This is a genomic window from Streptomyces sp. NPDC008086, assembly GCF_042957325.1.
Classification (GTDB): Bacteria; Actinomycetota; Actinomycetes; order Streptomycetales; family Streptomycetaceae; genus Streptomyces.
The window spans coordinates 255,851-278,601 of the sequence record NZ_JBIBIA010000004.1 but is presented as its reverse complement, the minus strand read 5'-3'; the positions used below and the strand labels follow the sequence as shown (position 1 = coordinate 278,601).

Here is a 22,751-nt window from a genome sequence, read left to right as displayed (position 1 = left end):
GGCTCACTTGGCCCTGCGGGCGACCGTGAAGTGGTCGATGCGCTCACCGGTCTCGGCGATGCCCTGCACCTTCAGGGTGGCGTGGCGGCCGCGCGGGGCGGGGTGCACGTCCACGCGCAGGAACGAGTAGTTCAGGTAGCGCACGCGCGACCAGGCGACGGTCTCGTTCTGCTTGCCGCCCTTGAGGTTGACGAACGACGCCACGGAGTCCTGCTCGTGCTCGTGGCCCTCGTAGGAGTCGGGCGCGGTGAACGCGTACAGGCTGCGGCCCGCGGCGCCCGCGGTCACGTAGACCACGCCGTCGGTCTCGGGGTACGCCGTGCCGCCGATCGGCAGCTTCTTGGTGACCTCGTTCCTCTTGATCACGTCCGTCCGCTCGTACTGGTGGTTGTGGCCGTTGATGACGAGGTCCACCTGGTACTTCTCGAACAGCGGCACCCACTCCTGGCGCACACCCCCCTCCGAGGCGTGCGCGGTGGAGGTGCAGTAGGCGCAGTGGTGGAAGAACACGATGACGAAGTCGATGTCGTGCGCGGCCCGGTACCTCTTCAGCTGCGCCTCGAACCATGTGGTCTGGGTGCCGCCGGAGAGGCCGAGGTTGGCCGGGATCTCGAAGGACACGTCGTTCGGGTCCAGCGAGATGATCGCCGTGTTGCCGTAGACGAAGGAGTAGACGCCGGGCAGGTGCTTCTTGTCCGGCCCGTTGTCGGGGAGCGTGAAGCGGGCCTCCTGGCCGCCGTAGCCGTTGGGCGAGTACCAGGCCTCCATGTCGTGGTTGCCGTAACTGACCATCCACGGCACGGACTTGGCGACCGACTCGGTCTGGGCGAGGAACTGGTCCCACACCCGCGAGTCGAAGCCGGTGTCGGCGGTCTTGCCGGCGCCGGACGGGTCGGCGTAGGCGATGTCGCCCGCGTGCAGATGGAAGGCCGGGTTCTGGCCGAGCAGCAGGCTGTCGTTGGCGAGGCCGTGGTAGCTGACGCCCTGGTCGCCGAAGGCGGTGAAGGTGAAGGGCGCCTTGTGGGCGGGGGCGGTGGTGAAGGTGCCGAGGGTGCCCAGCAGGTGCGGCTCGGCGGGGTCGAAGCCCTGGTGGCCGACGCCGTAGTAGTACGTCCGGCCGGGGCGCAGGTGGGTCAGCTTGGCGTGGACGTAGTACTGCGTGTGGTCGGCGCTGGCACCGACGCCGGCCGGGGTGTGGAGGGTGCGGACCTCGGCCTCGATCTTGCGGGAGAGGTCCCAGGGGTGGGCGCCGATCCGGATGAACGGCTTCCTCACGGCGACCGGGACCTGCCACGAGACGGTCATCTCGGTGCGCGGGTCGTTGCCGTAGGCGAGGTGGCGGCCGAAGGGGGCGACGAGCGCGCCGTCGACGGTCTCGGTGCGCGGGGCCGTCTGTGTCGGAACGGCCTGGGTGGTGGCGGCCCGGGCGGTGGCGCCCGGCACGAACGCGCCACCCGCGACGGCGCCGAGCGTGACGGCGCCGCCTCTGATCATCGTGCGCCGGGAGAACCTGGTGCGCAGGTACTCGTGCTGTTCGGCCATGCTCATGCGCTCGGCCAGCTGCTGGGGTACACCCATGCGAGGAATGTCCATGACGCCACAAACTGGCCGGTGCACACATCCCCCCGCGGAACAACCGCCCAACGAACACCCATGGGCGTTCCATAACTCTCCCAAAGCCCCCTGACACCCTCTTGCCCGAAATCGGGCAGGATTCTTGCGAAGCCGTCCCCGATACCCCAGGATCTACCGAGTGCACGACGACCTCGTTGATCATCTGACCCGCAGCACGCCCCTCAGCAGGGGCGAGGCGACCCGGGTGATCCAGGACGTGCTCGCCTACTTCGACGAGACGACCGAGGAGTTCGTCCGTCGCCGCCACCGCGAACTCCAGGCCCAGGGCCTGGTGAACGCGACGATCTTCGAACGGATCGAGGCGGACCTGAAATACCGGACGGTGGCACCGCCGGAGCTCACGCTCCGCCAGCTGCGCCGGATCGTCTACGGCTAGGGATACCTATATATATGTGCGGAATCGTCGGATACATCGGGAAGCGTGACGTAGCGCCCCTGCTCCTGGAGGGCCTGCAGCGCCTGGAGTACCGCGGCTACGACTCGGCCGGCGTGGTCGTCTCCTCCCCGAAGGCGCCCGCCCTGAAGATGGTCAAGGCCAAGGGCCGGGTCCGTGACCTGGAGGCCAAGGTCCCGGCGCGCTTCAAGGGCACCACCGGCATCGCCCACACCCGCTGGGCCACCCACGGCGCCCCGTCCGACGTGAACGCCCACCCGCACCTGGACGCCGAGGGCAAGGTCGCCGTCGTCCACAACGGCATCATCGACAACGCCGCCGACCTGCGCCGCAAGCTGGAGGCGGACGGCGTCGAGTTCCTCTCCGAGACCGACACCGAGGTCCTCGTCCACCTCATCGCCCGCTCGCAGGCGGAGAAGCTCGAGGACAGGGTCCGCGAGACGCTGCGCGTGATCGAGGGCACGTACGGCATCGCCGTCCTGCACGCCGACTTCCCGGACCGCATCGTCGTCGCCCGCAACGGCTCCCCGGTCGTCCTCGGCATCGGCGAGAAGGAGATGTTCGTCGCCTCGGACATCGCGGCCCTGGTCGCCCACACGCGTCAGATAGTGACGCTGGACGACGGCGAGATGGCCACCCTCAAGGCCGACGACTTCCGCACCTACACCACGGAGGGCACCCGCACCACGGCCGAGCCCACCACGGTCGAGTGGGAGGCCGCCTCCTACGACATGGGCGGCCACGACACCTACATGCACAAGGAGATCCACGAGCAGGCCGACGCCGTGGACCGCGTGCTGCGCGGCCGCATCGACGACCGCTTCTCCACCGTGCACCTCGGCGGCCTCAACCTGGACGCCCGCGAGGCCCGCCAGATCCGCCGGGTGAAGATCCTCGGCTGCGGCACCTCGTACCACGCGGGCATGATCGGCGCCCAGATGATCGAGGAGCTGGCCCGTATCCCCGCGGACGCAGAGCCGGCCTCCGAGTTCCGCTACCGCAACGCGGTCGTCGACCCCGACACCCTCTACATCGCCGTCTCCCAGTCCGGCGAGACGTACGACGTCCTCGCGGCCGTCCAGGAGCTGAAGCGCAAGGGCGCGCGGGTCCTCGGCGTCGTCAACGTCGTCGGCTCGGCGATCGCCCGCGAGGCCGACGGCGGCATCTACGTCCACGCAGGACCCGAGGTCTGCGTCGTCTCGACGAAGTGCTTCACCAACACGACGGTCGCCTTCGCGCTCCTCGCCCTCCACCTGGGCCGCACCCGCGACCTCTCGGTCCGCGACGGCAAGCGCATCATCGAGGGCCTGCGCAAGCTGCCCGCCCAGATCGCCGAGATGCTGGAGGAGGAGGAGGAGATCAAGAAGCTGGCCCAGGAGTACGCCGACGCCCGCTCGATGCTCTTCATCGGCCGCGTCCGGGGCTACCCGGTCGCCCGCGAGGCCTCCCTGAAGCTCAAGGAGGTCTCCTACATCCACGCCGAGGCCTACCCCGCCTCCGAGCTCAAGCACGGCCCCCTGGCCCTCATCGAGCCCGCCCTCCCCACGGTCGCCATCGTCCCCGACGACGACCTCCTGGAGAAGAACCGCGCCGCCATGGAGGAGATCAAGGCCCGCAGCGGCAAGATCCTCGCGGTGGCCCACCAGCCCCAGGAAAAGGCCGACCAGACGATCGTCGTCCCCAAGAACGAGGACGAACTCGACCCCATCCTGATGGGCATCCCCCTGCAACTCCTGGCGTACCACACGGCCTTGGCCCTGGGCAGGGACATCGACAAGCCCAGGAACCTCGCAAAGTCGGTAACGGTGGAGTAGCAGCCCGCCTCTCAAGGGCGCGCCAGCCTTCCCACCAGGGGCGCGGGGAACTGCGCGACAAGCCCCCACCGGCCTGCAGAGGCCAACGAAACAGAGACGGACCCCCACGTGATGCCACCACTCACGGGGGGTCCGTCTTCCATCGCCGGGGGCCGCCCAACCCCCAGCCGGCGGCAGCTACCCGGTGGCCGTCACACCTCGCCCAGCAGCCCGCCGCGGAAGCGCGGTCGGCCAGTGCGCCAGAGCCGCGGTGGCCGCATACCAGGCCACAGCCCCCGCACCAACGGCGAACCAGCCCCCCACCTTGGCGAGCCCGTCACCGCCGGCGAACTCGGCGACAGCCATGAGCACCAGGGCGACGAAGAACAACCCGTACGCCCCCTGCCCGAGCTGATCCCCGCCCGCCAGCGTGAGAGACAGCGCCACAAGGGCGAACAGCAGCAGGAACAACCCCGCCGCATTGTCGGAGACACCCGCGTCAGCGGATATCGCCCACGTGAACCACAGGGCGCCCAGCGTCACGAACGCGGTGCCGTTCGCGGCGTCACGGTCCCGCAGGGCCATCAGCCCGGCGACGAAGAGGGCAATGCCGCCCACGTACTGGGCGATTGATACGGCGTCAGCAGCTGACACTCCGTCGATCACTTCGGTGTACCCCAGCCCGAAGGCCAACAGGGTGATTCCCAGGGCGAGTCGGCCGACCACGGTGGTGATTCCGCTTCCCGCAGAGACGTCGTTGTCCACGGCGGGCTCCCTTCATGCATGTGCAGTTGTGCGGTGAGCGATATATGCCCTTCACAAGAGCACAAACACCTCTACGCGCGAGTAGATTTGCACATCTCACCTGGGAGAACGGCGAGTTACGGAATGACAACGACGGGACGCTTGGCCCGCTTGGCGAGCCGCCCCGCGACGGAGCCGAAGATCCGCCCGACGATCCCGTGCGTGGAGCCGACGACGATCGCGTCCGCCTCGTACTCCTGTCCGACCTCTTCGAGCTCGTGGCAGATGTCACCGCCGCGCTCGACGAGGATCCAGGGCACCTCGGCGAGGTAGTCGGCGCACGCGAGTTCGAGGCCGAGCACCTCGGTGCGGTGGTCCGGTACGTCGACGAAGACCGGCGGCTCGCAGCCGGCCCACACCGTGGTGGGCAGCCGGTTGGCGACGTGGACGATGATCAGGCCCGACCCGGAGCGATGAGCCATTCCGATGGCGTACGCGAGGGCGCGCTCACTGGAGGTGGAGCCGTCGAAACCGACGACGACGCCGTGCTTGAAGGCGGGATCGCAGGAATGGCGTGACTGTTCCGCCGCCAGGGGCTCGGACGCCGTGGGGTCGGCTACCGGCCGCTTGCGGTCCGCTGGTTCGAAGAATTCGTGACCGGCCATGGCTGTCTCGGCGTATTGATCCTTTATGGGTGGGCCCGCGAGCGGAGCTCGCTGACGGATCCAGCAAGTGCGGCGGAGCTGTGTCCGGGAATGGTCTTCCCAACCCCATACCCCAAGGGTACGGCGGCACGCCTCCTTAGCCCAGATCCCCGCTCACGGTCGGTGCGGGTTCCAGGGAGCATGCACGAGGGTGCGCCCGTAACGCAATGGTTGCTGCGGTGTACAGGCGGTTTGCACAGGGTTCAACTTCCTCCGCCGCCGGACGGTCGCCTACCCGCGCGTACCAGTGACCGACCGCGCGGACCCGCGTTGATCTCCCTGAGCCACCGCCCAGGCAGCCCAGGGAGCACGTACGCATGTCAGGACCCAGCACGCCCTCCGAGGACAGCGCCACCGATGTGGTGCGCTGGGCGGCCTTCAGCTGCGTCCTGGTCCCGGTGGTGCTCCTCTGGTACGGCACCTCGCTGGCCGGCGCCACGGGCACGGCCCTTGGCCTGGCGGCCGTGACGGCCGTGTGCCGGCTGCTGCTGCGCCAGTCGGAGCGCGGCGCGGCGCGGATCAAGGCCGGGGAGGCCGGTCCGTCACCCCGGCGTCGCGGCCGCCATCACCGGACCGGAACCGGGGCCCACCGAGGCGGACGTCACACCGGGGGAAATACACCGGTCGGCTGACCGGTTTTCACACCCCGGCACGCCAGTTTTCAGCCAACTTCTGGCGCGCAGGCATCCCCCACCCAGAACACCCCCCAACCCCCGTTCCACCTGCACGGAAAGGGCCTCAGGGGGTCTGCGCACCCTACGTGGATTGGCCACTGCGACAAGGCGCACTTCCCTGCACGGCCCGGGAGTGCAACGCTTCGTGATCGAATGCTTCACGCCAAGTTGCCAAGTCGACAATGTGCCGAGTGGTGAACCGGCCACTGAGGCGCGGCGCGACACAGTAGATTCGATCTTGACTGTCTACGGCGGGGGACTCGTGCAGGACCGAGGGGAAACGTGCAGGAGCGACACAACCGAGGAGCCGCGACCACCGAGGGGGGCTTAGCAGTATGAGCCACGACTCCACTGCCGCGCCGGAAGCCGCGGCCCGGAAGCTTTCCGGGCGACGCCGCAAGGAGATCGTCGCGGTGCTGCTGTTCAGCGGCGGCCCCATCTTCGAGAGTTCCATACCGCTGTCGGTGTTCGGGATAGACCGCCAGGACGCCGGCGTACCGCGCTACCGCCTGTTGGTGTGCGGCGGTGAGGAAGGCCCCCTGCGGACCACAGGTGGCCTGGAACTCTCGGCGCCGCATGGCCTGGAGGCGATCTCACGGGCGGGCACGGTCGTCGTGCCGGCCTGGCGTTCGATCACCTCGCCGCCGCCCGAGGAAGCGCTCGACGCGCTGCGCCGGGCGCACGAGGAAGGCGCCCGCATAGTCGGGCTGTGCACCGGCGCCTTCGTCCTCGCCGCGGCGGGCCTGCTGGACGGCCGTCCCGCGACGACACACTGGATGTACGCACCGACGCTGGCCAAGCGCTATCCGTCGGTGCACGTGGATCCACGCGAGCTGTTCGTCGACGACGGCGACGTGCTGACGTCGGCCGGCACCGCGGCCGGAATCGATCTCTGTCTCCACATCGTGCGGACGGACCACGGCAACGAGGCGGCCGGAGCGCTCGCCCGCCGTCTGGTGGTCCCGCCGCGCCGCTCCGGCGGTCAGGAGCGCTATCTCGATCGGTCTTTACCCGAGGAGATCGGCGCCGACCCGCTCGCCGAGGTCGTCGCCTGGGCGCTGGAGCATCTGCACGAGCAGTTCGACGTCGAGACGCTGGCGGCCCGCGCGTACATGAGCCGCCGCACCTTCGACCGCCGCTTCCGCTCACTGACGGGCAGCGCCCCGCTTCAGTGGCTGATCACCCAGCGGGTGCTTCAGGCGCAGCGGCTGCTGGAGACGTCGGACTACTCGGTGGACGAGGTGGCCGGACGCTGCGGCTTCCGCTCGCCGGTGGCGCTGCGCGGCCACTTCCGCCGCCAGCTCGGCTCGTCCCCGGCCGCGTACCGGGCGGCGTACCGTGCCCGCCGCCCGCAGGCCGACCGGTCGACGGACGCGGAGCCCCCGACGGGCCCCACCGTCCAGCAGGGCCCACCGCCCAGCCCGTACGCGGAGGGCGGCCCGGTCCCGCTCCAGACCCGCCGCACCCCGGCATCCGTGGGCCCCGGGCCCTCGGACAACGGACGCGAGCTGTATGTCGGAGGCCGGGCGACCCTGCCGGGCCAGCGCAGCGGCGCGTGACCCTCTGACGCCGGGCGGGCGCATTCCAGCCCGCCCGGCGTTTTGAGGACGAGGCCCGAAGGGCCGATCGCGGGGGTCCAGGGGGCGGCAGCCCTCTGGTACGCCGCCTGCGACACCGGGCACCCTAAAAGCGGACCTCAGCCGTAGGGTGTTCGCATGAACGATCGCATGGTGTGGATCGACTGCGAGATGACCGGCCTCTCGCTGTCCGACGACGCGCTCATCGAGGTTGCCGCCCTCGTCACCGACTCCGAGCTGAACGTCCTCGGCGAGGGCGTGGACATCGTCATCCGCCCGCCGGACTCGGCGCTGGAGACGATGCCGGAGGTGGTGCGTCAGATGCACACCGCGTCCGGCCTCCTCGAGGAACTGGCCGGCGGCACGACCTTGGCGGACGCCGAGGAACAGGTCCTCGCGTATGTGCGCGAGCACGTGAAGGAACCCGGCAAGGCCCCGCTGTGCGGCAACTCCGTGGGCACCGACCGCGGCTTCCTGCTGCGCGACATGCCGACGCTGGAGGACTACCTCCACTACCGGATCGTCGACGTCTCCTCGATCAAGGAGCTCGCCCGGCGCTGGTACCCGCGGGCCTACTTCAACAGCCCGGAGAAGAACGGCAACCACCGCGCCCTCGCCGACATCCGCGAGTCCATCGCCGAACTGCGCTACTACCGCGAGGCCGTGTTCGTACCGCAGCCCGGCCCGGACTCGGACACCGCGAAGGCGATCGCCGCGAAGCACGTTCTGCCTGCTCAGTAGGGATGTGAGGGGTGCTGCGGGGGGCGCCGCGGAATCTGTGCGCGAGCACCCCTTCGGACCCTGTACACTTTTTCTCGGCCGGTCGGGGAAACCCAAAGCCGGTCATGGTGGGTGTAGCTCAGCTGGTAGAGCACCTGGTTGTGGTCCAGGATGCCGCGGGTTCGAGTCCCGTCACTCACCCTCGGTCTTCAGCCGGTGACTTCGGAAACGAAGTCACCGGCTGAAGCTTTTTCCGCGCCTCCGCTCGCTCACGACGAAGCCCGCGTCACCAACTCCGTGGCCAGCACCATCTGCGCCCGCTCAAGTCCCCGCGACATCGCCGGACGGCGGTCCGCGATCTCGGTGAGGAGCAGGTCGATCATCCGGCGGCCCATCTCCTCGATGGGCTGGCGGACGCTGGTGAGGGGCGGGTCCATGTGGCGGGCGATGGCGGAGTCGTCGTAGCCGACCAACGCCACGTCGTCGGGGATACGGCGGCCCGCCTCACGCAGGACCTGGCGGGCGCCGGCCGCGGTGACGTCCGAGGCCGCGAACACCGCGTCGAGGTCGGGGCAGCGGGAGAGCAGGGACTGCATCGCGCGGCGGCCGCCCTCCTCCGTGAAGTCGCCCGGCTCGATCAGCAGGTCGTCCACGGGGTGGCCCGCGTCGCGCAGGGCGTCGCGGTAGCCGTCGACGCGGCGCTGGGCGCCGTAGACGTCAGGGCGGCCGGTGATGTGGGCGATCCTCGTGCGGCCGCGGGACATCAGGTGCTCGACGGCCGAGCGGGCGCCGCCGTAGTTGTCCGAGTCGACCGAGGTCAGGCTCTCCGCGGCGGAGCGCGGGCCGCTGATCACCGCCGGGATCTCCAGCTGGGACAGCAGGTCGGGCAGCGGGTCGTCGGCGTGCACCGAGACCAGCAGGACACCGTCGACGCGGTGGGCGGCCAGGTACTGGGCGAGGCGCCGGCGTTCCTTGTCGCTGCCCGCGAAGATCAGCAGCAGTTGCATCTCGGTGTCGGCGAGTTCGGCGCCCACACCCTTCAGAATGTCCGAGAAGTAGGGTTCCGCGAAGAACCGTGTCTCCGGTTCGGGTACGACCAGCGCGATGGCGTCCGTGCGGTTCGCCGCCAGGGCGCGGGCCGCGGTGTTGGGGACGTAGCCGAGTTCGGCGACCGCCGCCTCCACCGCCGCGCGGGTAGCGTCGCTGACCCGGGGCGAGCCGTTGATCACGCGGGAGACGGTGCCCCGGCCCACGCCTGCACGGGCCGCCACCTCTTCGAGGGTGGGCCGACCGCCGCTACGGCCCCGCGTTCCGTGGGTTGCCATGGGCCCCGCCTTTCCCGCCGTAGTCCTTACGCTGGCCTGGAATTTAACAGCCCCGCCGATGAGGTGGCCGCCCCCGGTGGCCGGCGCCCCGGACCCCCGCCCAGCCCGAACGGCCCCGTCCTCCGCCGCCGGACGGGAGCGGATGGGTCCAGTTAACGGCCCGATAACTGAACACAGAACTCCGCTCCCCCACCCTTGACACCCCCGCCCGGACCGACGAACCTTCAACACATCACTTGTGGGAGCGCTCCCACAGTACCTGACACATACACATCCCGCACGTTCCCCGCCCGAGCCGCAGCGTGAACAATGAACGGGCCCAGCAAGTGCAGTTGGCCGGGGGGTCGGCAGGTCAGGCAACAGGAGGAACCAATGCGCACGAGTACCCGCGGGTCCCGCCGGCTGATGGCCCTCGCGGCCGCGGCCGCGCTGACGACAGGGCTGCTCGCCGGCTGCGCCGAGGACTCGGACGACGGCTCTTCGAACGAGGGCGGTGGCAACGGCGGCGGTGGCAAGACCACCCTCACGGTCGGCACCTTCGGCACCTTCGGCTACAAGCAGGCCGGCCTCTACGACGAGTACATGAAGCTCAACCCCGACATCACCATCAAGGAGAACGTCACCACCCGTACCGACGTCTACTGGCCGAAGGTCCTCACCCGGCTCCAGGCCGGCTCCGGTGCCGACGACATCCAGGCCATCGAGGTCATGAACATCACCGAGGCCGTGGAGACACAGGCCGACAAGTTCGTGGACCTCGGCAAGGAGGTCGACAAGTCGCAGTGGCTGGACTGGAAGAACGCCCAGGCCACCACCAAGGACGGCAAGCTGATCGGGCTCGGCACCGACGTCGGCCCGATGGCGATCTGCTACCGCAAGGACCTGTTCGAGAAGGCCGGTCTGGAGACCGACCGCACCAAGCTCGCCGAGCAGTGGAAGGGCGACTGGGGCAAGTACGTCGACCTGGGCAAGCAGTACATGAAGAAGGCGCCGAGCGGCACCAAGTTCGTGGACTCGGCGTCCTCGGTCTACAACGCGGCCCTCGGCGGCGCGGACCAGCGCTACTACAAGGACGACGGCACCGTCGACTGGGACAAGTCGCAGGGCGTCAAGAACGCCTGGGACGTCGCCATGGACGTGGCGACCAGCGACATGTCGGCGAAGCTGAAGCAGTTCGACAAGCCGTGGGACCAGGGGTACGCGAACGGTACCTTCGCCACGGTGGCCTGCCCGGCCTGGATGATCGGCTACATCCTGGAGAAGTCCGGTGAGTCCGGCAAGGGCCAGTGGGACGTGGCGGCGGCGCCGACCGCGGCCAACTGGGGCGGCTCCTTCATCGGCGTACCGACCTCGGGCAAGCACCAGAAGGAGGCCATCGCGCTGGCGAAGTGGCTGACCGCGCCCGAGCAGCAGGCGAAGGTGTTCGCCAAGCAGGCGAGCTTCCCGTCGACCCCTTCGGCGTACTCGACCCTGAAGCCGGCGGCCGCCACCACCGAGTACTTCTCGAACGCGCCGATCACGCAGATCTTCTCCGACTCGGCGAAGACCATCCCGTCGCAGTACTTCGGGATCAAGGACCAGGCGATCAACACCGCGCTGACCGACATCGGCATCCTGCAGGTCGAGCAGAAGGGCAAGAGCCCTGACGAGGGCTGGGACGCGGCGTCCGAGGAGATCAAGGACGTGCTCGGCCAGTGACCAGCCCCAAGCAGGCTCTCGCGCATCCCGCGTCGAGCGCCGACGCCGCGCCCGGTGACCAGCCGGGCGCGGCCGGCCGCGCTCAGGGTCGCGGTACACCCCCGCCGGGCAAGGACTCCTGGCGCAGCCGGCTGTACCGCTGGGACATGAAGGCGTCGCCGTACGCGTTCATCGCCCCCTTCTTCATCGTCTTCGGGGCGTTTTCGCTGGTCCCGCTGCTCTACACGGCCTGGTACTCGCTGCACAACGTGCAGTTGTCCAACCTGGACGGGCAGACCTGGACCGGCCTGGACAACTACCAGAACCTGCTGTCCTCGGACTTCTTCTGGAACGCGCTGTGGAACACGTTCACCATCGGTGTGATCTCCACGGTGCCACAGCTGCTGATGGCGATCGGCCTGGCGCATCTGCTCAACTACAAGCTGCGCGGCTCGACCGTGTGGCGGGTCGTGATGCTCACCCCGTACGCCACCTCGGTGGCGGCGGCGACGCTGGTGTTCGTGCTGCTGTACTCGTGGGACGGCGGCATGATCAACTGGCTGCTGGAGTTCGTCGGGATCGACCCGGTGAACTGGCGCGAGTCCGACTGGGGTTCGCAGTTCGCGGTCTCCTCGATCGTGATCTGGCGCTGGACGGGCTACAACGCGCTGATCTACCTGGCGGCGATGCAGGCGATCCCGGCCGACCTCTACGAGTCGGCGGCGATCGACGGCGCCAACCGCTGGCAGCAGTTCCTGCACGTGACGATCCCGCAGCTGCGGCCGACGATCCTGTTCACGGTGGTCGTCTCCACGATCGGCGCGACCCAGCTCTTCGGTGAGCCGCTGCTGTTCGGCGGGGTGTCCGGTTCGAAGGGCGGCTCCGAGCACCAGTACCAGACGCTCGGTCTGTACATGTACGACCAGGGCTGGATCATCGGCAACCTCGGCAAGGCCTCCGCCATCGCCTGGTCGATGTTCCTGATCCTGCTGATCGTCGCCGTGATCCAACTGCTGGTGTCCCGACGGCTGAGGAAGTCCCAATGACCGCGACCGAACTGACGACCCCTCAGTCCACGCAGCCCGCGAAGACCCGGCGCGAACGGCCCCGGGTGATGGGCGCCGGCAAGCAGCTGCACGCCGGTCCGCTCACCTACGTCGTCCTGACCGTGTTCGCGCTGGTGTCGCTGGCCCCGCTGGTGTGGACGGCGATCGCGGCCTCGCGCACCGACCGGCGGCTCGCGGAGACCCCTCCGCCGCTGTGGTTCGGCGGGAACCTGTTCAAGAACATGGAGCGGGCGTGGGAGGAGGGCGGGCTCGGCACCGCGATGGTCAACACCACGTTCGTCGCGGCCACGATCACCATCAGCACCGTGGTGTTCGCCACCCTCGCCGGCTTCGCCTTCGCCAAGCTGCGGTTCCGGTTCTCCGGTCTGCTGCTGATGCTGACGATCGGCACGATGATGATCCCGCCGCAGCTGGCGGTCGTACCGCTGTATCTGTGGATGGCGGACCTCGGCTGGTCGAACCAGCTCCAGACGGTCATCCTGCCGACGCTGTGCACGGCCTTCGGTACGTTCTTCATGCGGCAGTACCTGCTCCAGGCGCTGCCGACCGAGCTGATCGAGGCGGCGCGGGTGGACGGCGCGAGCAGTCTGCGCGTCGTCTGGCACGTGGTGTTCCCGGCGGCGCGGCCGGCGATGGCCGTCCTCGGCCTGCTGACCTTCGTGTTCGCCTGGAACGACTTCCTGTGGCCGATCATCGCCCTGAACCAGGAGAACCCGACCGTCCAGGTCGCCCTCAACTCCCTCGGCACCGGCTATGTCCCCGACCAGGCGGTGATCATGGCGGGCGCCCTGCTCGGCACGTTGCCGCTGCTGATCGCCTTCCTGCTGTTCGGCAAGCAGATCGTCGGCGGCATCATGCAGGGCGCGGTCAAGGGCTGACCCGCGCCCGCCCCGCTTCGGCCATACGACTCCCGGGGGCCGGGTCACCGCCGCCTCGGCCCCCGCACCACCTCCCCCCTCCTACCCCGTCGGTCTCCACGACCTCATATGGGAGCGCTTCCATGCCTGAACCCATGTCCTCCGTGTCCTTTCCCCCCGCCTTCCTCTGGGGCGCGGCGACGTCCGCCTACCAGATCGAGGGGGCGGTGCGGGAGGACGGCCGTACCCCGTCGATCTGGGACACCTTCAGCCATACGCCGGGTAAAACGGCCGGCGGCGAGCACGGTGACATCGCTGTCGACCACTACCACCGCTACCGCGACGACGTGGCGCTGATGGCCGACCTCGGCCTGGGCGCGTACCGCTTCTCGATCTCCTGGTCGCGTGTCCAGCCGACGGGCCGCGGTCCGGCCGTGCAGCGGGGCCTGGACTTCTACCGCCGGCTGGTGGACGAGCTGCTGGCGAAGGGCATCAAGCCCGCCGTCACCCTCTACCACTGGGACCTGCCGCAGGAGCTGGAGGACGCGGGCGGCTGGCCGGAGCGCGAGACGGCGTACCGGTTCGCCGAGTACGCGCAGATCGTCGGTGAGGCGCTCGGCGACCGAGTGGAGCAGTGGATCACGCTCAACGAGCCGTGGTGCAGCGCGTTCCTGGGCTACGGCTCGGGGGTGCACGCGCCCGGCCGTACGGAACCGGCGGCCTCGCTGCGGGCGGCCCACCACCTCAACCTGGCGCACGGCCTGGGCACCACGGCCCTGCGCTCGGTGATGCCGGCCCGCAACTCGGTGGCGCTCAGTCTCAACTCATCCGTGGTACGGCCGCTTTCGCAGGACCCGGCGGACCTGGCGGCGACCCGGAAGATCGACGACCTGGCCAACGGCGTCTTCCACGGCCCGATCCTGCACGGCGTGTACCCGGAGTCGCTGTACGCGGCGACGGAGCTGGTGACGGACTGGTCGTACGTCCTGGACGGCGACCTGGCGGCGATCAACCAGCCGCTGGACGCCCTGGGGCTGAACTACTACACCCCGGCGCTGGTCTCGGCGGCGGAAACCGAGGCCAGCGGGCCGAGGGCGGACGGGCACGGGGCGAGCGAGCACTCGCCGTGGCCGTGCGCCGACGACGTGACGTTCCATCAGACCCCGGGTGAGCGCACCGAGATGGGCTGGACGATCGACCCGACCGGCCTGCACGACCTGATCATGCGCTACTCCCGGGAGGCGCCCGGTCTGCCGCTCTACATCACCGAGAACGGCGCGGCCTACGACGACAAGCCGGACCCCGACGGCCGCGTCCACGACCCCGAGCGCATCGCCTACCTGCACGGCCACCTCTCCGCCGTCCGCCGCGCCATCACCGACGGCGCCGACGTCCGTGGCTACTACCTGTGGTCCCTGATGGACAACTTCGAGTGGGCGTACGGCTACGGGAAGCGGTTCGGGGCGGTGTACGTCGACTACTCGACGCTGGAGCGGACGCCGAAGTCGAGTGCGTACTGGTACGGCAAGGCGGCTCGGACGGGGACCTTGCCGGCGGTGGAGACGGGGCTTTAGCGGACGGCCGGGAGCGGGGCGCGACACGGGGAGGGGCGTGCCGCGCCCCGGCGGTGAGCGAACGCCGGTGGGCGTCGCTTCGACGGCGTCGTCAGTCCAGGATGCCGAGGTGGGCGAGGACGACGTCCCCTACCGCGAGGACGGCGTCGGCATCGAGGACGGCCAGGGTCGGGATCGCGTGGTGCCAGCCTTCGGTGGTGAGTGCCTCGGCCAGGAGGGCCCTCGCGTGCGGGAGGTCGGGTCCGCAGGGCGGGGGGGGAGAAGAAGTGGTGGACAGCTACGGGTGCCTCAACTCGCGGATCATGTCGGCCAGTTCGATCACGCTTTCCCCTTGTGCCACGGAGCTCAGATAGCACAAGTCACCGTCACACTCGGGTTGTCGAACGCCTGGTGACCGCGCAGCCCACACGCCCCGGCCGGATGGGGGGGGAAGACCGGCCGGGGCGCGCGACCCCCGTGTCATGGATGCCCGTGGGCGGCCCGGCGCTACTTGCCGTACGCCGCGAACGCCTTCGAGAACGCGAACTTCTCCTGCAGCACCGAGCTGCATGTCGCGTCCGCCGCCGGCTTCTCGCCGCCCGCGCACTGCTTGTCGCGGGTCGCCGACCACATCGACAGCCAGCCGAGGCCCTTGGACTGGGCGAACTTCACCAGTTGGGTGGCGTCGTCGACCTTGAAGATCTCGGTGGTGACGTCATTGACGCCGATCATCGGGGTGACGGCGACCGTCTTCCAGGCCGCGCTGTCGGAGAGGCCGAGGACGCTCTTGACCTGGGCCTGGGTGGCGGTGGCCGCCTGTTCGGCGTAGGTGCCCATGTCGCCGCTGTACGCGGGGCCGTAGTCCATCGCCATGATGTTGACGGCGCCGATCTTCACGCCGTTCCGCTTGGCGTCGGCGAGGAGGTCGACGCCGGGCTGGGTCAGGCCCTCCGGCATGACGGGGAGGGTGTAGGAGACGTCCAGGTCCGGGTGCCGCTGCTGGAGCTTCGCTATGGCTTGGGCGCGGCGGGTGTTGGCCGCCTTGTCCGGCAGGGCGCCGCCCTCGACGTCGAAGTCGACCTTGGTCAGCTTGTACGCGTCCACGGCCTTGCCGTACGCCGCCGCCAGCGCGTCGGCCGAGGAGCAGGTCGTCGCCAGTTCGCTGCCGGCCGCGCCGCCGAAGGAGACACGGACGTCGCCGCCCTTGGCGCGCAGGTCGCCGATCTGCGCGGCCACCGCGTCGGCGCCGAGATCGGTGACTCCGCCCCACTTGGGGGTGCAGCCGCCACCGTCGGTGACGAAGGCGAGGTTGTAGTTCTTCACACCCGTCGCCTCGGCGCTCGCCGCCATGTCGAACGCCGGGTAGAGAGAGGTGTCGATGTAGGGGGCGAAGCCGGCCGCGGCTCCGGTGCCGGTGCCGAGGGTCTCCGAGGGCTTGGCGGTGGGCGTCGCGGTCGGAGGTGTGCTGCTTGTGGGCGTGGAGGTCGGCTTCGGTGTCGGCGTGGCGGATCCGGTGGACGTGGGGCGGCCGCTCGGTTCGGGTGTCGCGCTGTCGTCCGTGGAGCACTTGGCGTCGTCGATCAGACAGGCCGCCGGGGCGCCCGTGCCGTTGACCACGAAGCCGACGGTCACCGACTCGCCGGCCGCGAGCCCGTCCCGGTCCCACTTCGCCGGCGTGACGGTGACGTGCTGCCCGCTCACCTTCGACTCGGCGTTCCACAGCGAGCTCAGCTTCGTGCCCGCCGGCAGGTCGAACTCCAGCGTCCAGTCCTGCTTCGCCTGGCCGCTGTTGTTCGTGACGACGTACTGCGCGGTGTAACCCGTCGACCAGTCACTGGTCTTCGTGTACGCCGCTCCGATCCCGGCCGCCTGGGCGGTACCCGTGAACAGGATCGCGCCGCCGCCGACCACGGCCGCGGCGACGAGACCGCCGATCGCCTTGTTCCTGCCGCTGACCTTGCGCCGGTGCGTACTCATCACGTGCCTGCCTTCGCTCACGAGGGTTCCCGGGGGTGGGGTGCGGCAGCACGCTAGCGATCTCGAATCGGACAAAAGCCCTGATCCAGACCGGTGTTGCGGACCTTAGGGTGCGCTTAAGGAAGGGATCGGGGACGGTTAAAGGTCGAGACCAATTTGCCGGGTCGGCGTCTTCGGACCGCCCCTCTGTGGCCCCGGCGCACGGGCGCCCGTCCGTCCAACTGGATCCAGATCCGCACCTCGGTCCCGCCCAGCACCGACGACCCGATCCGTACGTCCCCGCCGGTCGACTCCGCGAGCCGCCGCACGATGTCCAGGCCGAGCCCGGTCGAGCCCGCGCTGCCCGAGCCCCGCCCGCGCGCCATAGCCGCCTCGGGGTCGGCGATGCCGGGCCCCGCGTCCGAGACCAGCACGATCACCGCGTCCTCGCCGTTGTGCACGTCGACCGCGAACGCCGTGCCCTCGGCCGTGTGCCGGAAGACGTTGCCGAGCAGGGCGTCCAGCGCGGCCGCCAGATCCGCCCGGGCCACGGGTATCCGCACCGGCCGCTCCACCCCGGCCACCCGCACCTTGCGGCCCTCGTCCTCCGCGAGCGCCGACCAGAACGCCATGCGCTCACGCACCACCTCTGCCGCGTCGCACCCGGCACCCGGACCGGCCGCCACCGTCTGCGGCTTGGCCTCCCGCGCGGTACGGATGATCTTGTCGACCTCGCCCTCCAGCTGGGCGACGGCGGCCCGGGTCTGCTCGGCGGCCGGACCGTCCCCGAGCGAGGCCGCGTTCAGCCGCAGCACCGTCAGCGGAGTACGCAGGCGATGGGACAGGTCGGCCGCCAGCTCCCGTTCGTTCGCCAGGAGTTGCACCACCTGGTCGGCCATCGAGTTGAACGCGACCGCCGCCAGCCGCAGTTCGTTCGGCCCCTCCTCGGGCACCCGGGCGCCCAGCTTGCCCTCCCCCAGCTCGTGCGCGCCCTCGACCAGGCGCTGCGCGGGCCGCACCATCCGTACGCCCAGCCGGTCCGCGACCGCGACCGATCCGACGATCAGCGCGAGGCCGACCCCGGCGAGCACCGCCCAGGCCGTGGCGAGGCCGTTGGTGACGTCCGCGTCGGGGACGTACACCTCGACGACGGCGATCTCGCCGGAGCTCAGCGCGACCGGCTGGAGCAGCGTGGAGCCGCCGGGCACCTCGCTGGTCGAGGCGCGGCCAAGCCGCCGTACGGTCGCGATGTCGTCGGCCGCGGCGCGGCGGCGGCCGAGGTCGACGGCGGCCGCGTCACCGGAGGCCGGTATGTGCACGGCCATGCCCTGGTCCGATCCGGCCGAGGCGACGACCCGCTCGAGCTGGTCCCGGTCGGTGGTGATGGACAGCGCGGGGGCGACAGCCGCGGCCTCCCGCTCGGCGTTGGAGAAGGCGCGGTCGCGGGCCATCTCCCGGATGACGAGTCCGAGCGGGACGGCGAAGGCGACCACGACCATGGTGGTGACCGCCAGACAGACCTTGACCAGTGCCCACCTCATCGCGGCGGCTCCCCCACGGGTGGTTCCAGCTTCACGCCGACGCCCCGCAGGGTGTGCAGATAGCGGGGGTTGGCGGCGGTCTCACCCAGTTTGCGGCGCAGCCAGGACAGATGGACGTCGATGGTCTGGTCGTCGCCGTACGACTGCTGCCACACCTCGGCGAGCAGTTCCTTGCGCGGTACGACGACCCCGGGCCGGCCGGCCAGGAACGCGAGCAGGTCGAACTCGCGGCGGGTCAGGTCCAGGCCGGCCCCGTCCAACTCGGCCTGGCGGCGCAGCGGATCGACGGTCAGACCGCCGACGCGCAGCACACTCGACGGCGCGGCCTCGGCGCTGCCCGACCGGGCCCGGCGCAGCACGGCGGCCATCCGGGCCGACAGGTGCTCCACCGAGAACGGCTTGGTCAGATAGTCGTCCGCCCCGGCGTTCAACAGCCGGACGATCTCCGTCTCGTCGTCCCGTGCCGTCGCGATGATCACCGGTACGTCCGTGATCCCGCGCAGCATCTTCAGGGCCTCGGAGCCGTCCAGATCGGGCAGACCGAGGTCCAGGATCACCACGTCGAAACGGAAATGGGCGACCTCGCGCAGCGCCTCCAGTGCCGTACCGACGCTGCGCACCGTGTGGGCGGCGTCGGTCAGGTGCCGGATGAGCGCCGAGCGTACGAACTGGTCGTCCTCGACCACGAGCACACTTGCCATGCGCGGCACCGTACGCCATGCGCCCGACCCCGGTCCGGGCCTGTGGACAACTCACCATCTGTGGACAACGGGAGCCGTGTGGGCAACTCCACGCCCGCGCACAACGGCGCGACACGCTCGGGACGCGTGAGGCAGTATGGCCCGCGATGCGCAGAGGACTCGTACACGTACTGGCTTGGTCGCTCGCCACGGGCGCGGCGGTCACGCTGTCGTGGTGGGGTGTCCACACGGTGATGGCGGGCACGGTGTACGACCGCCCTCGCGCCCTGCCCATCACGGCGGCCGACGCGACGACGCAGGAGTCGAAGCCGCTGGCGTCGTCCACGAACCGGCCGACCCCGTCGAAGGGTCCGTCGAACTCCGCGAGCCCCGCGCCGAAGCCGACCGCGACGCCCCGCACCCCGGCCCCCTCGACGGCACCGCCGAAGAGCAGCAGCCCCTCCCCCGCCACGTCCGGTCAGGTCAAGAGCTATGACACCGACGGCGGCCGGGTGGTCTTCGACATCGGCACGAGCGACGCGTCCCTCGTCTCGGCCACGCCGGGTGCGGGCTGGTCGATGCAGGTGTGGAAGACGCAGACGTGGATCCGGGTGGAGTTCGGCGCCGGCGCGGACCGCGTGTCGGTGTTCTGCACCTGGCACGACGGACCGCCGCGGGTGGAGATCGGGGACTACTGAGTCACCGGAACACCGTCATCGGAACACCGAGGGGGGCGGGGCCGGGGAGGCCACCGCCGCGAGGTCGGTCACGGGCAGGGCGCCACCGGTGAAGTCGGTGAGCGACTTGCCGTGCTCCACGCGCGCGGGGTGCGGGTCGGAGGCGGCGCTGCGGGTCAGTTCGGCGACCGGCAGCGGGCGGTCGGAGGCGACGAGGACGGCGTTGCCGAAGCGCTTGCCGCGCAGTACGGCCGGGTCGGCGACCAGGGCGAGCTCCGCGAACCGGTCGGCGGCGGTGGCGATCTGGCCGCGCAGATGCGCGAGCGGCGGCCCGTCGGCGAGGTTGGCGGCGTACACACCGCCCGGCGCGAGGGCCCTGCGGACGTCGTCGAGGAACTCCGTCGAGGTCAGATGGGCGGGTGTCCGGGTCCCGCTGAAGACGTCGGCGATGACGAGGTCAGCCCAGCCGTCGGGCACCTTGGCGAGCCCGTCCCGGGCGTCCGTCGACCGCACCCTGATCCGGGCGCCCGGGTCCAACGGCAGTTGCCTGCGCACCAGTTGGACGAGGGCGGCGTCCCGTTCGACGACCTGCTGGGTGGACCGGGCCCGGGTGGCGGCGACATAGCGGGCGAGCGTGAAGGCGCCACCGCCGAGGTGCACGGCCCGTAGGGGTCTGCCCGCCGGGGCGACGAGGTCGATGACGTGCCCGAGGCGCCGCTGGTACTCGAAGGAGAGGTGGGCCGGGTCGTCCAGGTCGACGTGCGACTGAGGGGCCCCGTCGATGAGGAGGGTCCAGGCCCGGGCGCGGTCCGGGTCGGGTATCAGTTCGGCGAGGCCGCCGTCGACGCGCTCGACGACCGGCTCGGCCGCGGCCGACCGGCGCCTGGCGTTCCTGGACTTTCCCATGCGGTCATTGTCGCAAGCGGCACGCGGCGCCGCCCGGGCAGCGCCGTCACCGGCAGTTGTCGGCCGCCTCCAGCAGCCGCGCGGCCTCTCCCAGTGCCGCCCGCAGCACCGCGGGATCCGTCGCCAGGTCGGCCTCGCCGGGCGGCAGGAGCCAGTCCGAGCCCTCGACGGGCGGCTCGGGGTTGAGGTTCAGGCTCAGTCCGCGGCCGTCGGTCTCCGTACATGTGCTGCCCGGCACGTCCCAGGCGGCCGCGGTGCCCGACGGGACCACGAAGCCCAGGGTGTCGCCGCCGTCGTCGTGCAGTACGGGCCCCACCGCGTCCCCGGCCGCCCCGCGCCGCAGGATGTCGACCGCCTCCAGGCCCTGCCGCGCCGGAACCGTGACCACGTCGCAGCCCGCCTCTGCCGGCTCGCCGCAGTCCGCGGCCGACGCGTGCCCCGCCGTTGTCGACGGCGTATGCGGAGCGATGCTCTGGCTGGTCTCCATCCCGACCTCCACCACGGAACCCCTTTTGCAGTCCGAAGAGTTCAACGCGCCGCCGAGTCAACGGCTACGGCGGAAGTCCGCCGCAAAGGATGGCAGTTCATGGCAGATCACGTATGAGATATCCGTTTTGTAGCCAAACACTGCGTGGCGGCTCCGCTACAGCAGGTACGTTCATGCCCGCCGACAGCAAGGGCACCACACGGATTTTCGGTACGGATATCCGGTACGGACCTCCGGTTCAACTCGTCCTCGCTCCGGCATGGTTCGACGGTTCGCATGAGAGGACCCGGCCATGGCGTCGTCAGAGCTGACCTCGTCCCAGCCCTCCCGGCCACCGAGGCCGAATCTCGCATTCCGGCAGTTGCGCGGACAGCGCTCGCCGGCCGAGTTCGCCGCGGCGGTCCGACGGGCCGCTCGCGAGATCGGTGAGCGGGTCAGCTGTGACGCGCGTTACGTCGGGCGGGTCGAGGCCGGCGAGATCCGCTGCCCCAACTACGCGTACGAACGGGTGTTCCTGCACATGTTCCCCGGCCGCACGCTCACCGACCTGGGCTTCGCGCCCCGCTCGTCCGTACGCGGACGCCGGGCGCTCGCCGACGAGGACGCGCCCCTCATGCACACCACGAGCCCGGCGCACGCCACCGGTGAGACATGCGGCGGCCACGAGCCGTATGACCCGAAGGACCCGCACGCACCGCACGACCCGTACGTTGCGGAACAGCACCACCAGAACCACCAGAATCACGAGATCCACGAGGAGAGCGACGTGCTGCGTCGCGCATTCATGACCGGCGGGGGCGCCACAGTGGCCGCCGCCTCGCTGAGCCCGCTGGGGCTCGCCTTCGACGCCGCGGCCGTCGAGCGTCCCGTCCGGCGTGTCGGAGGACACGAGGCGGACGCGCTCGAGGAGGCGGTACGCCGTATCCGGCTGCTCGACGACCGGCACGGCGCCGACGGTCTCTACCGGCGCGCGGCCGCCCCGCTGCGGGCCGCGTACGAGTTGCTCGACGCCGGTACGACCCGGCGGGCGATCGGGGACCGGCTGCACTCCGGCGCGGGTGAACTGGCCATCTCGGTGGGGTGGCTGGCGCACGACTCGGGCCGCTTCGACGACGCCCGCTCGCACTACGCGGAGGCGCTGGCGACGGCCCGGATGGCAGGTGACCCGGCGCTGGAGGCGCACGCCTTCTGCAACATGTCGTTCCTGGCCCGGGACGCGGGCCGGCCGCGTGAGGCGGTGCGGGCGGCACAGGCCGCGCAGCGCGCCGCGCGCCCCCTCGGCTCCTCCCGCCTGATGTCGCTGCTGGCGCTGCGCGAGGCGGGCGGCTGGGCCGGGCTCGCCGACCGCACCGGCTGCGAACAGGCCCTCGTGCGCGCGCAGGCCCTCTACGGGCGCGGCGGCTCGGAGGCCGACCCCGAGTGGATGACCTTCTACGGGGAGGCCGAGCTGGAGGTACTGGAGGCGCAGTGCTGGTCGGTACTGGGCAACTGGCAGCGGGCGGCCCGGCACGCCGCGCGGGCGGCGCAGCTCCAGGACCCGCACTTCACGCGCAACATCGCGCTCTACACGGCCGAGCTGGCGGACGACCTGGCCCGGGGCGGCCGCCCGGACGAGGCGGCGGCGGCCGGGATGCGAGTGCTGGACCTGCTCGACCAGGTGCAGTCGTCGCGGGTCCAGACGATGCTGGCGGGCACGGCCCGGGTGCTGCTGCCGCACCGCCGGGCGAGCGGCGTGTCGGCGTTCCTGGAGCGGCACGCGAGCGTGCCCCGCAAGCCGTGACCGG

20 protein-coding genes and 1 tRNA gene are annotated in these 22,751 nt (G+C 70.5%); 12 read left to right on the top strand and 9 right to left on the bottom strand.

Translation table 11 applies throughout. The annotated features are described in order from the left end of the window. Nucleotides 1-3: 3 nt before the first annotated feature. The gene (locus ACFZBP_RS15495; RefSeq protein WP_391413409.1) at nt 4-1,578 is read right to left on the bottom strand and encodes a fibronectin type III domain-containing protein; all 1,575 of its coding nucleotides are present in this window, start codon (nt 1,576-1,578) and stop codon (nt 4-6) included. Between the two features lie 175 nt (nt 1,579-1,753). Here ACFZBP_RS15495 and ACFZBP_RS15490 point away from each other — a divergent pair, with 175 nt between their 5' ends. Both ACFZBP_RS15490 and glmS read left to right on the top strand, forming a co-directional pair. Beyond that, the gene (locus tag ACFZBP_RS15490) at nt 1,754-2,011 is read left to right on the top strand and encodes a hypothetical protein (RefSeq protein WP_062720825.1); all 258 of its coding nucleotides are present in this window, start codon (nt 1,754-1,756) and stop codon (nt 2,009-2,011) included. Between the two features lie 14 nt (nt 2,012-2,025). Further along, complete coding sequence (gene glmS, locus ACFZBP_RS15485) at nt 2,026-3,843, top strand: glutamine--fructose-6-phosphate transaminase (isomerizing) (RefSeq protein WP_391413405.1); 1,818 nt, start codon at nt 2,026-2,028, stop codon at nt 3,841-3,843. A gap of 177 nt (nt 3,844-4,020) precedes the next feature. Here glmS and ACFZBP_RS15480 read toward each other — a convergent pair whose 3' ends face one another. Beyond that, complete coding sequence (locus ACFZBP_RS15480) at nt 4,021-4,587, bottom strand: GPR1/FUN34/YaaH family transporter (protein WP_383454608.1); 567 nt, start codon at nt 4,585-4,587, stop codon at nt 4,021-4,023. Nucleotides 4,588-4,703: 116 nt separating this feature from the next. Next, nucleotides 4,704-5,231 carry a universal stress protein gene (locus tag ACFZBP_RS15475; protein WP_062720828.1) on the bottom strand — a complete coding sequence of 176 codons (528 nt, stop codon included), beginning with the start codon at nt 5,229-5,231 and terminating at the stop codon, nt 4,704-4,706. Between the two features lie 356 nt (nt 5,232-5,587). Here ACFZBP_RS15475 and ACFZBP_RS15470 point away from each other — a divergent pair, with 356 nt between their 5' ends. The 4 genes from ACFZBP_RS15470 (at nt 5,588) to ACFZBP_RS15455 (ending at nt 8,442) form a co-directional block, all read left to right on the top strand. Next, nucleotides 5,588-5,902: a hypothetical protein gene (locus tag ACFZBP_RS15470; protein ID WP_062720829.1), complete on the top strand. Its 315-nt coding sequence runs from the start codon at nt 5,588-5,590 to the stop codon at nt 5,900-5,902. Nucleotides 5,903-6,279: 377 nt separating this feature from the next. Then, complete coding sequence (locus tag ACFZBP_RS15465) at nt 6,280-7,503, top strand: GlxA family transcriptional regulator (protein ID WP_383454611.1); 1,224 nt, start codon at nt 6,280-6,282, stop codon at nt 7,501-7,503. A gap of 156 nt (nt 7,504-7,659) precedes the next feature. Continuing rightward, entirely contained in the window at nt 7,660-8,262 is a 603-nt protein-coding gene (gene orn / locus ACFZBP_RS15460; RefSeq protein ID WP_391413400.1) for an oligoribonuclease, read from the top strand. Nucleotides 8,263-8,369: 107 nt separating this feature from the next. After that, nucleotides 8,370-8,442: transfer RNA gene (locus ACFZBP_RS15455), tRNA-His, on the top strand. A gap of 68 nt (nt 8,443-8,510) precedes the next feature. Here the strand turns inward: ACFZBP_RS15455 and ACFZBP_RS15450 are convergent. Then, the gene (locus ACFZBP_RS15450; RefSeq protein ID WP_383454616.1) at nt 8,511-9,566 is read right to left on the bottom strand and encodes a LacI family DNA-binding transcriptional regulator; all 1,056 of its coding nucleotides are present in this window, start codon (nt 9,564-9,566) and stop codon (nt 8,511-8,513) included. A gap of 372 nt (nt 9,567-9,938) precedes the next feature. Here ACFZBP_RS15450 and ACFZBP_RS15445 point away from each other — a divergent pair, with 372 nt between their 5' ends. The 4 genes from ACFZBP_RS15445 to ACFZBP_RS15430 all read left to right on the top strand — a co-directional run bounded on the left by ACFZBP_RS15445 (nt 9,939) and on the right by ACFZBP_RS15430 (nt 14,741). Continuing rightward, nucleotides 9,939-11,264: an ABC transporter substrate-binding protein gene (locus ACFZBP_RS15445; RefSeq protein WP_383454619.1), complete on the top strand. Its 1,326-nt coding sequence runs from the start codon at nt 9,939-9,941 to the stop codon at nt 11,262-11,264. After that, nucleotides 11,261-12,289: a carbohydrate ABC transporter permease gene (locus ACFZBP_RS15440; RefSeq protein WP_383454622.1), complete on the top strand. Its 1,029-nt coding sequence runs from the start codon at nt 11,261-11,263 to the stop codon at nt 12,287-12,289. Before ACFZBP_RS15445 ends, ACFZBP_RS15440 begins: the two co-directional genes overlap by 4 nt. Continuing rightward, entirely contained in the window at nt 12,286-13,188 is a 903-nt protein-coding gene (locus ACFZBP_RS15435; RefSeq protein WP_383454625.1) for a carbohydrate ABC transporter permease, read from the top strand. Before ACFZBP_RS15440 ends, ACFZBP_RS15435 begins: the two co-directional genes overlap by 4 nt. Before the next feature lie 134 nt (nt 13,189-13,322). Continuing rightward, nucleotides 13,323-14,741, top strand: coding sequence for a GH1 family beta-glucosidase (locus tag ACFZBP_RS15430; protein WP_391414102.1), 1,419 nt, complete (start codon nt 13,323-13,325; stop codon nt 14,739-14,741). Between the two features lie 486 nt (nt 14,742-15,227). Here ACFZBP_RS15430 and ACFZBP_RS15425 read toward each other — a convergent pair whose 3' ends face one another. The 3 genes from ACFZBP_RS15425 to ACFZBP_RS15415 form a co-directional block, all read right to left on the bottom strand. Beyond that, nucleotides 15,228-16,697, bottom strand: a complete 1,470-nt coding sequence (locus ACFZBP_RS15425; RefSeq protein WP_391413394.1) for a cellulose binding domain-containing protein — start codon at nt 16,695-16,697, stop codon at nt 15,228-15,230. A gap of 116 nt (nt 16,698-16,813) precedes the next feature. Beyond that, nucleotides 16,814-18,217: a sensor histidine kinase gene (locus tag ACFZBP_RS15420; RefSeq protein WP_383454630.1), complete on the bottom strand. Its 1,404-nt coding sequence runs from the start codon at nt 18,215-18,217 to the stop codon at nt 16,814-16,816. After that, on the bottom strand, nt 18,214-18,918 hold the full coding sequence (locus ACFZBP_RS15415) for a response regulator transcription factor (protein ID WP_383454633.1): 705 nt from the start codon (nt 18,916-18,918) through the stop codon (nt 18,214-18,216). The genes ACFZBP_RS15420 and ACFZBP_RS15415 overlap by 4 nt, the downstream gene beginning before the upstream one ends. A 146-nt stretch (nt 18,919-19,064) precedes the next feature. Between ACFZBP_RS15415 and ACFZBP_RS15410 the strand changes: the two genes are divergently transcribed. Beyond that, nucleotides 19,065-19,595, top strand: coding sequence for a hypothetical protein (locus tag ACFZBP_RS15410; protein WP_383454635.1), 531 nt, complete (start codon nt 19,065-19,067; stop codon nt 19,593-19,595). 15 nt (nt 19,596-19,610) lie between these two features. On the opposite strand, the gene ACFZBP_RS15405 is transcribed toward ACFZBP_RS15410, so the two are convergent. Both ACFZBP_RS15405 and ACFZBP_RS15400 read right to left on the bottom strand, forming a co-directional pair. Next, nucleotides 19,611-20,480, bottom strand: a complete 870-nt coding sequence (locus tag ACFZBP_RS15405; RefSeq protein ID WP_383454638.1) for a spermidine synthase — start codon at nt 20,478-20,480, stop codon at nt 19,611-19,613. A 46-nt stretch (nt 20,481-20,526) separates the two neighbouring features. After that, nucleotides 20,527-20,982, bottom strand: a complete 456-nt coding sequence (locus ACFZBP_RS15400; protein ID WP_391413389.1) for a hypothetical protein — start codon at nt 20,980-20,982, stop codon at nt 20,527-20,529. 277 nt (nt 20,983-21,259) lie between these two features. Here ACFZBP_RS15400 and ACFZBP_RS15395 point away from each other — a divergent pair, with 277 nt between their 5' ends. After that, the gene (locus ACFZBP_RS15395) at nt 21,260-22,747 is read left to right on the top strand and encodes a hypothetical protein (RefSeq protein ID WP_391413387.1); all 1,488 of its coding nucleotides are present in this window, start codon (nt 21,260-21,262) and stop codon (nt 22,745-22,747) included. Nucleotides 22,748-22,751: the final 4 nt, after the last annotated feature.

Coding starts and splice junctions, on each gene's coding strand:
- ACFZBP_RS15495 (WP_391413409.1), bottom strand. CDS start 1,578: ATGGGTGTACCCCAGCAGCTGGCCGAGCGCATGAGCATGGCCGAACAG.
- glmS (WP_391413405.1), top strand. CDS start 2,026: ATGTGCGGAATCGTCGGATACATCGGGAAGCGTGACGTAGCGCCCCTG.
- ACFZBP_RS15475 (WP_062720828.1), bottom strand. CDS start 5,231: ATGGCCGGTCACGAATTCTTCGAACCAGCGGACCGCAAGCGGCCGGTA.
- ACFZBP_RS15470 (WP_062720829.1), top strand. CDS start 5,588: ATGTCAGGACCCAGCACGCCCTCCGAGGACAGCGCCACCGATGTGGTG.
- ACFZBP_RS15465 (WP_383454611.1), top strand. CDS start 6,280: ATGAGCCACGACTCCACTGCCGCGCCGGAAGCCGCGGCCCGGAAGCTT.
- orn (WP_391413400.1), top strand. CDS start 7,660: ATGAACGATCGCATGGTGTGGATCGACTGCGAGATGACCGGCCTCTCG.
- ACFZBP_RS15450 (WP_383454616.1), bottom strand. CDS start 9,566: ATGGCAACCCACGGAACGCGGGGCCGTAGCGGCGGTCGGCCCACCCTC.
- ACFZBP_RS15445 (WP_383454619.1), top strand. CDS start 9,939: ATGCGCACGAGTACCCGCGGGTCCCGCCGGCTGATGGCCCTCGCGGCC.
- ACFZBP_RS15435 (WP_383454625.1), top strand. CDS start 12,286: ATGACCGCGACCGAACTGACGACCCCTCAGTCCACGCAGCCCGCGAAG.
- ACFZBP_RS15430 (WP_391414102.1), top strand. CDS start 13,323: ATGTCCTCCGTGTCCTTTCCCCCCGCCTTCCTCTGGGGCGCGGCGACG.
- ACFZBP_RS15425 (WP_391413394.1), bottom strand. CDS start 16,697: ATGAGTACGCACCGGCGCAAGGTCAGCGGCAGGAACAAGGCGATCGGC.
- ACFZBP_RS15420 (WP_383454630.1), bottom strand. CDS start 18,217: ATGAGGTGGGCACTGGTCAAGGTCTGTCTGGCGGTCACCACCATGGTC.
- ACFZBP_RS15415 (WP_383454633.1), bottom strand. CDS start 18,918: ATGGCAAGTGTGCTCGTGGTCGAGGACGACCAGTTCGTACGCTCGGCG.
- ACFZBP_RS15410 (WP_383454635.1), top strand. CDS start 19,065: ATGCGCAGAGGACTCGTACACGTACTGGCTTGGTCGCTCGCCACGGGC.
- ACFZBP_RS15405 (WP_383454638.1), bottom strand. CDS start 20,480: ATGGGAAAGTCCAGGAACGCCAGGCGCCGGTCGGCCGCGGCCGAGCCG.
- ACFZBP_RS15395 (WP_391413387.1), top strand. CDS start 21,260: ATGGCGTCGTCAGAGCTGACCTCGTCCCAGCCCTCCCGGCCACCGAGG.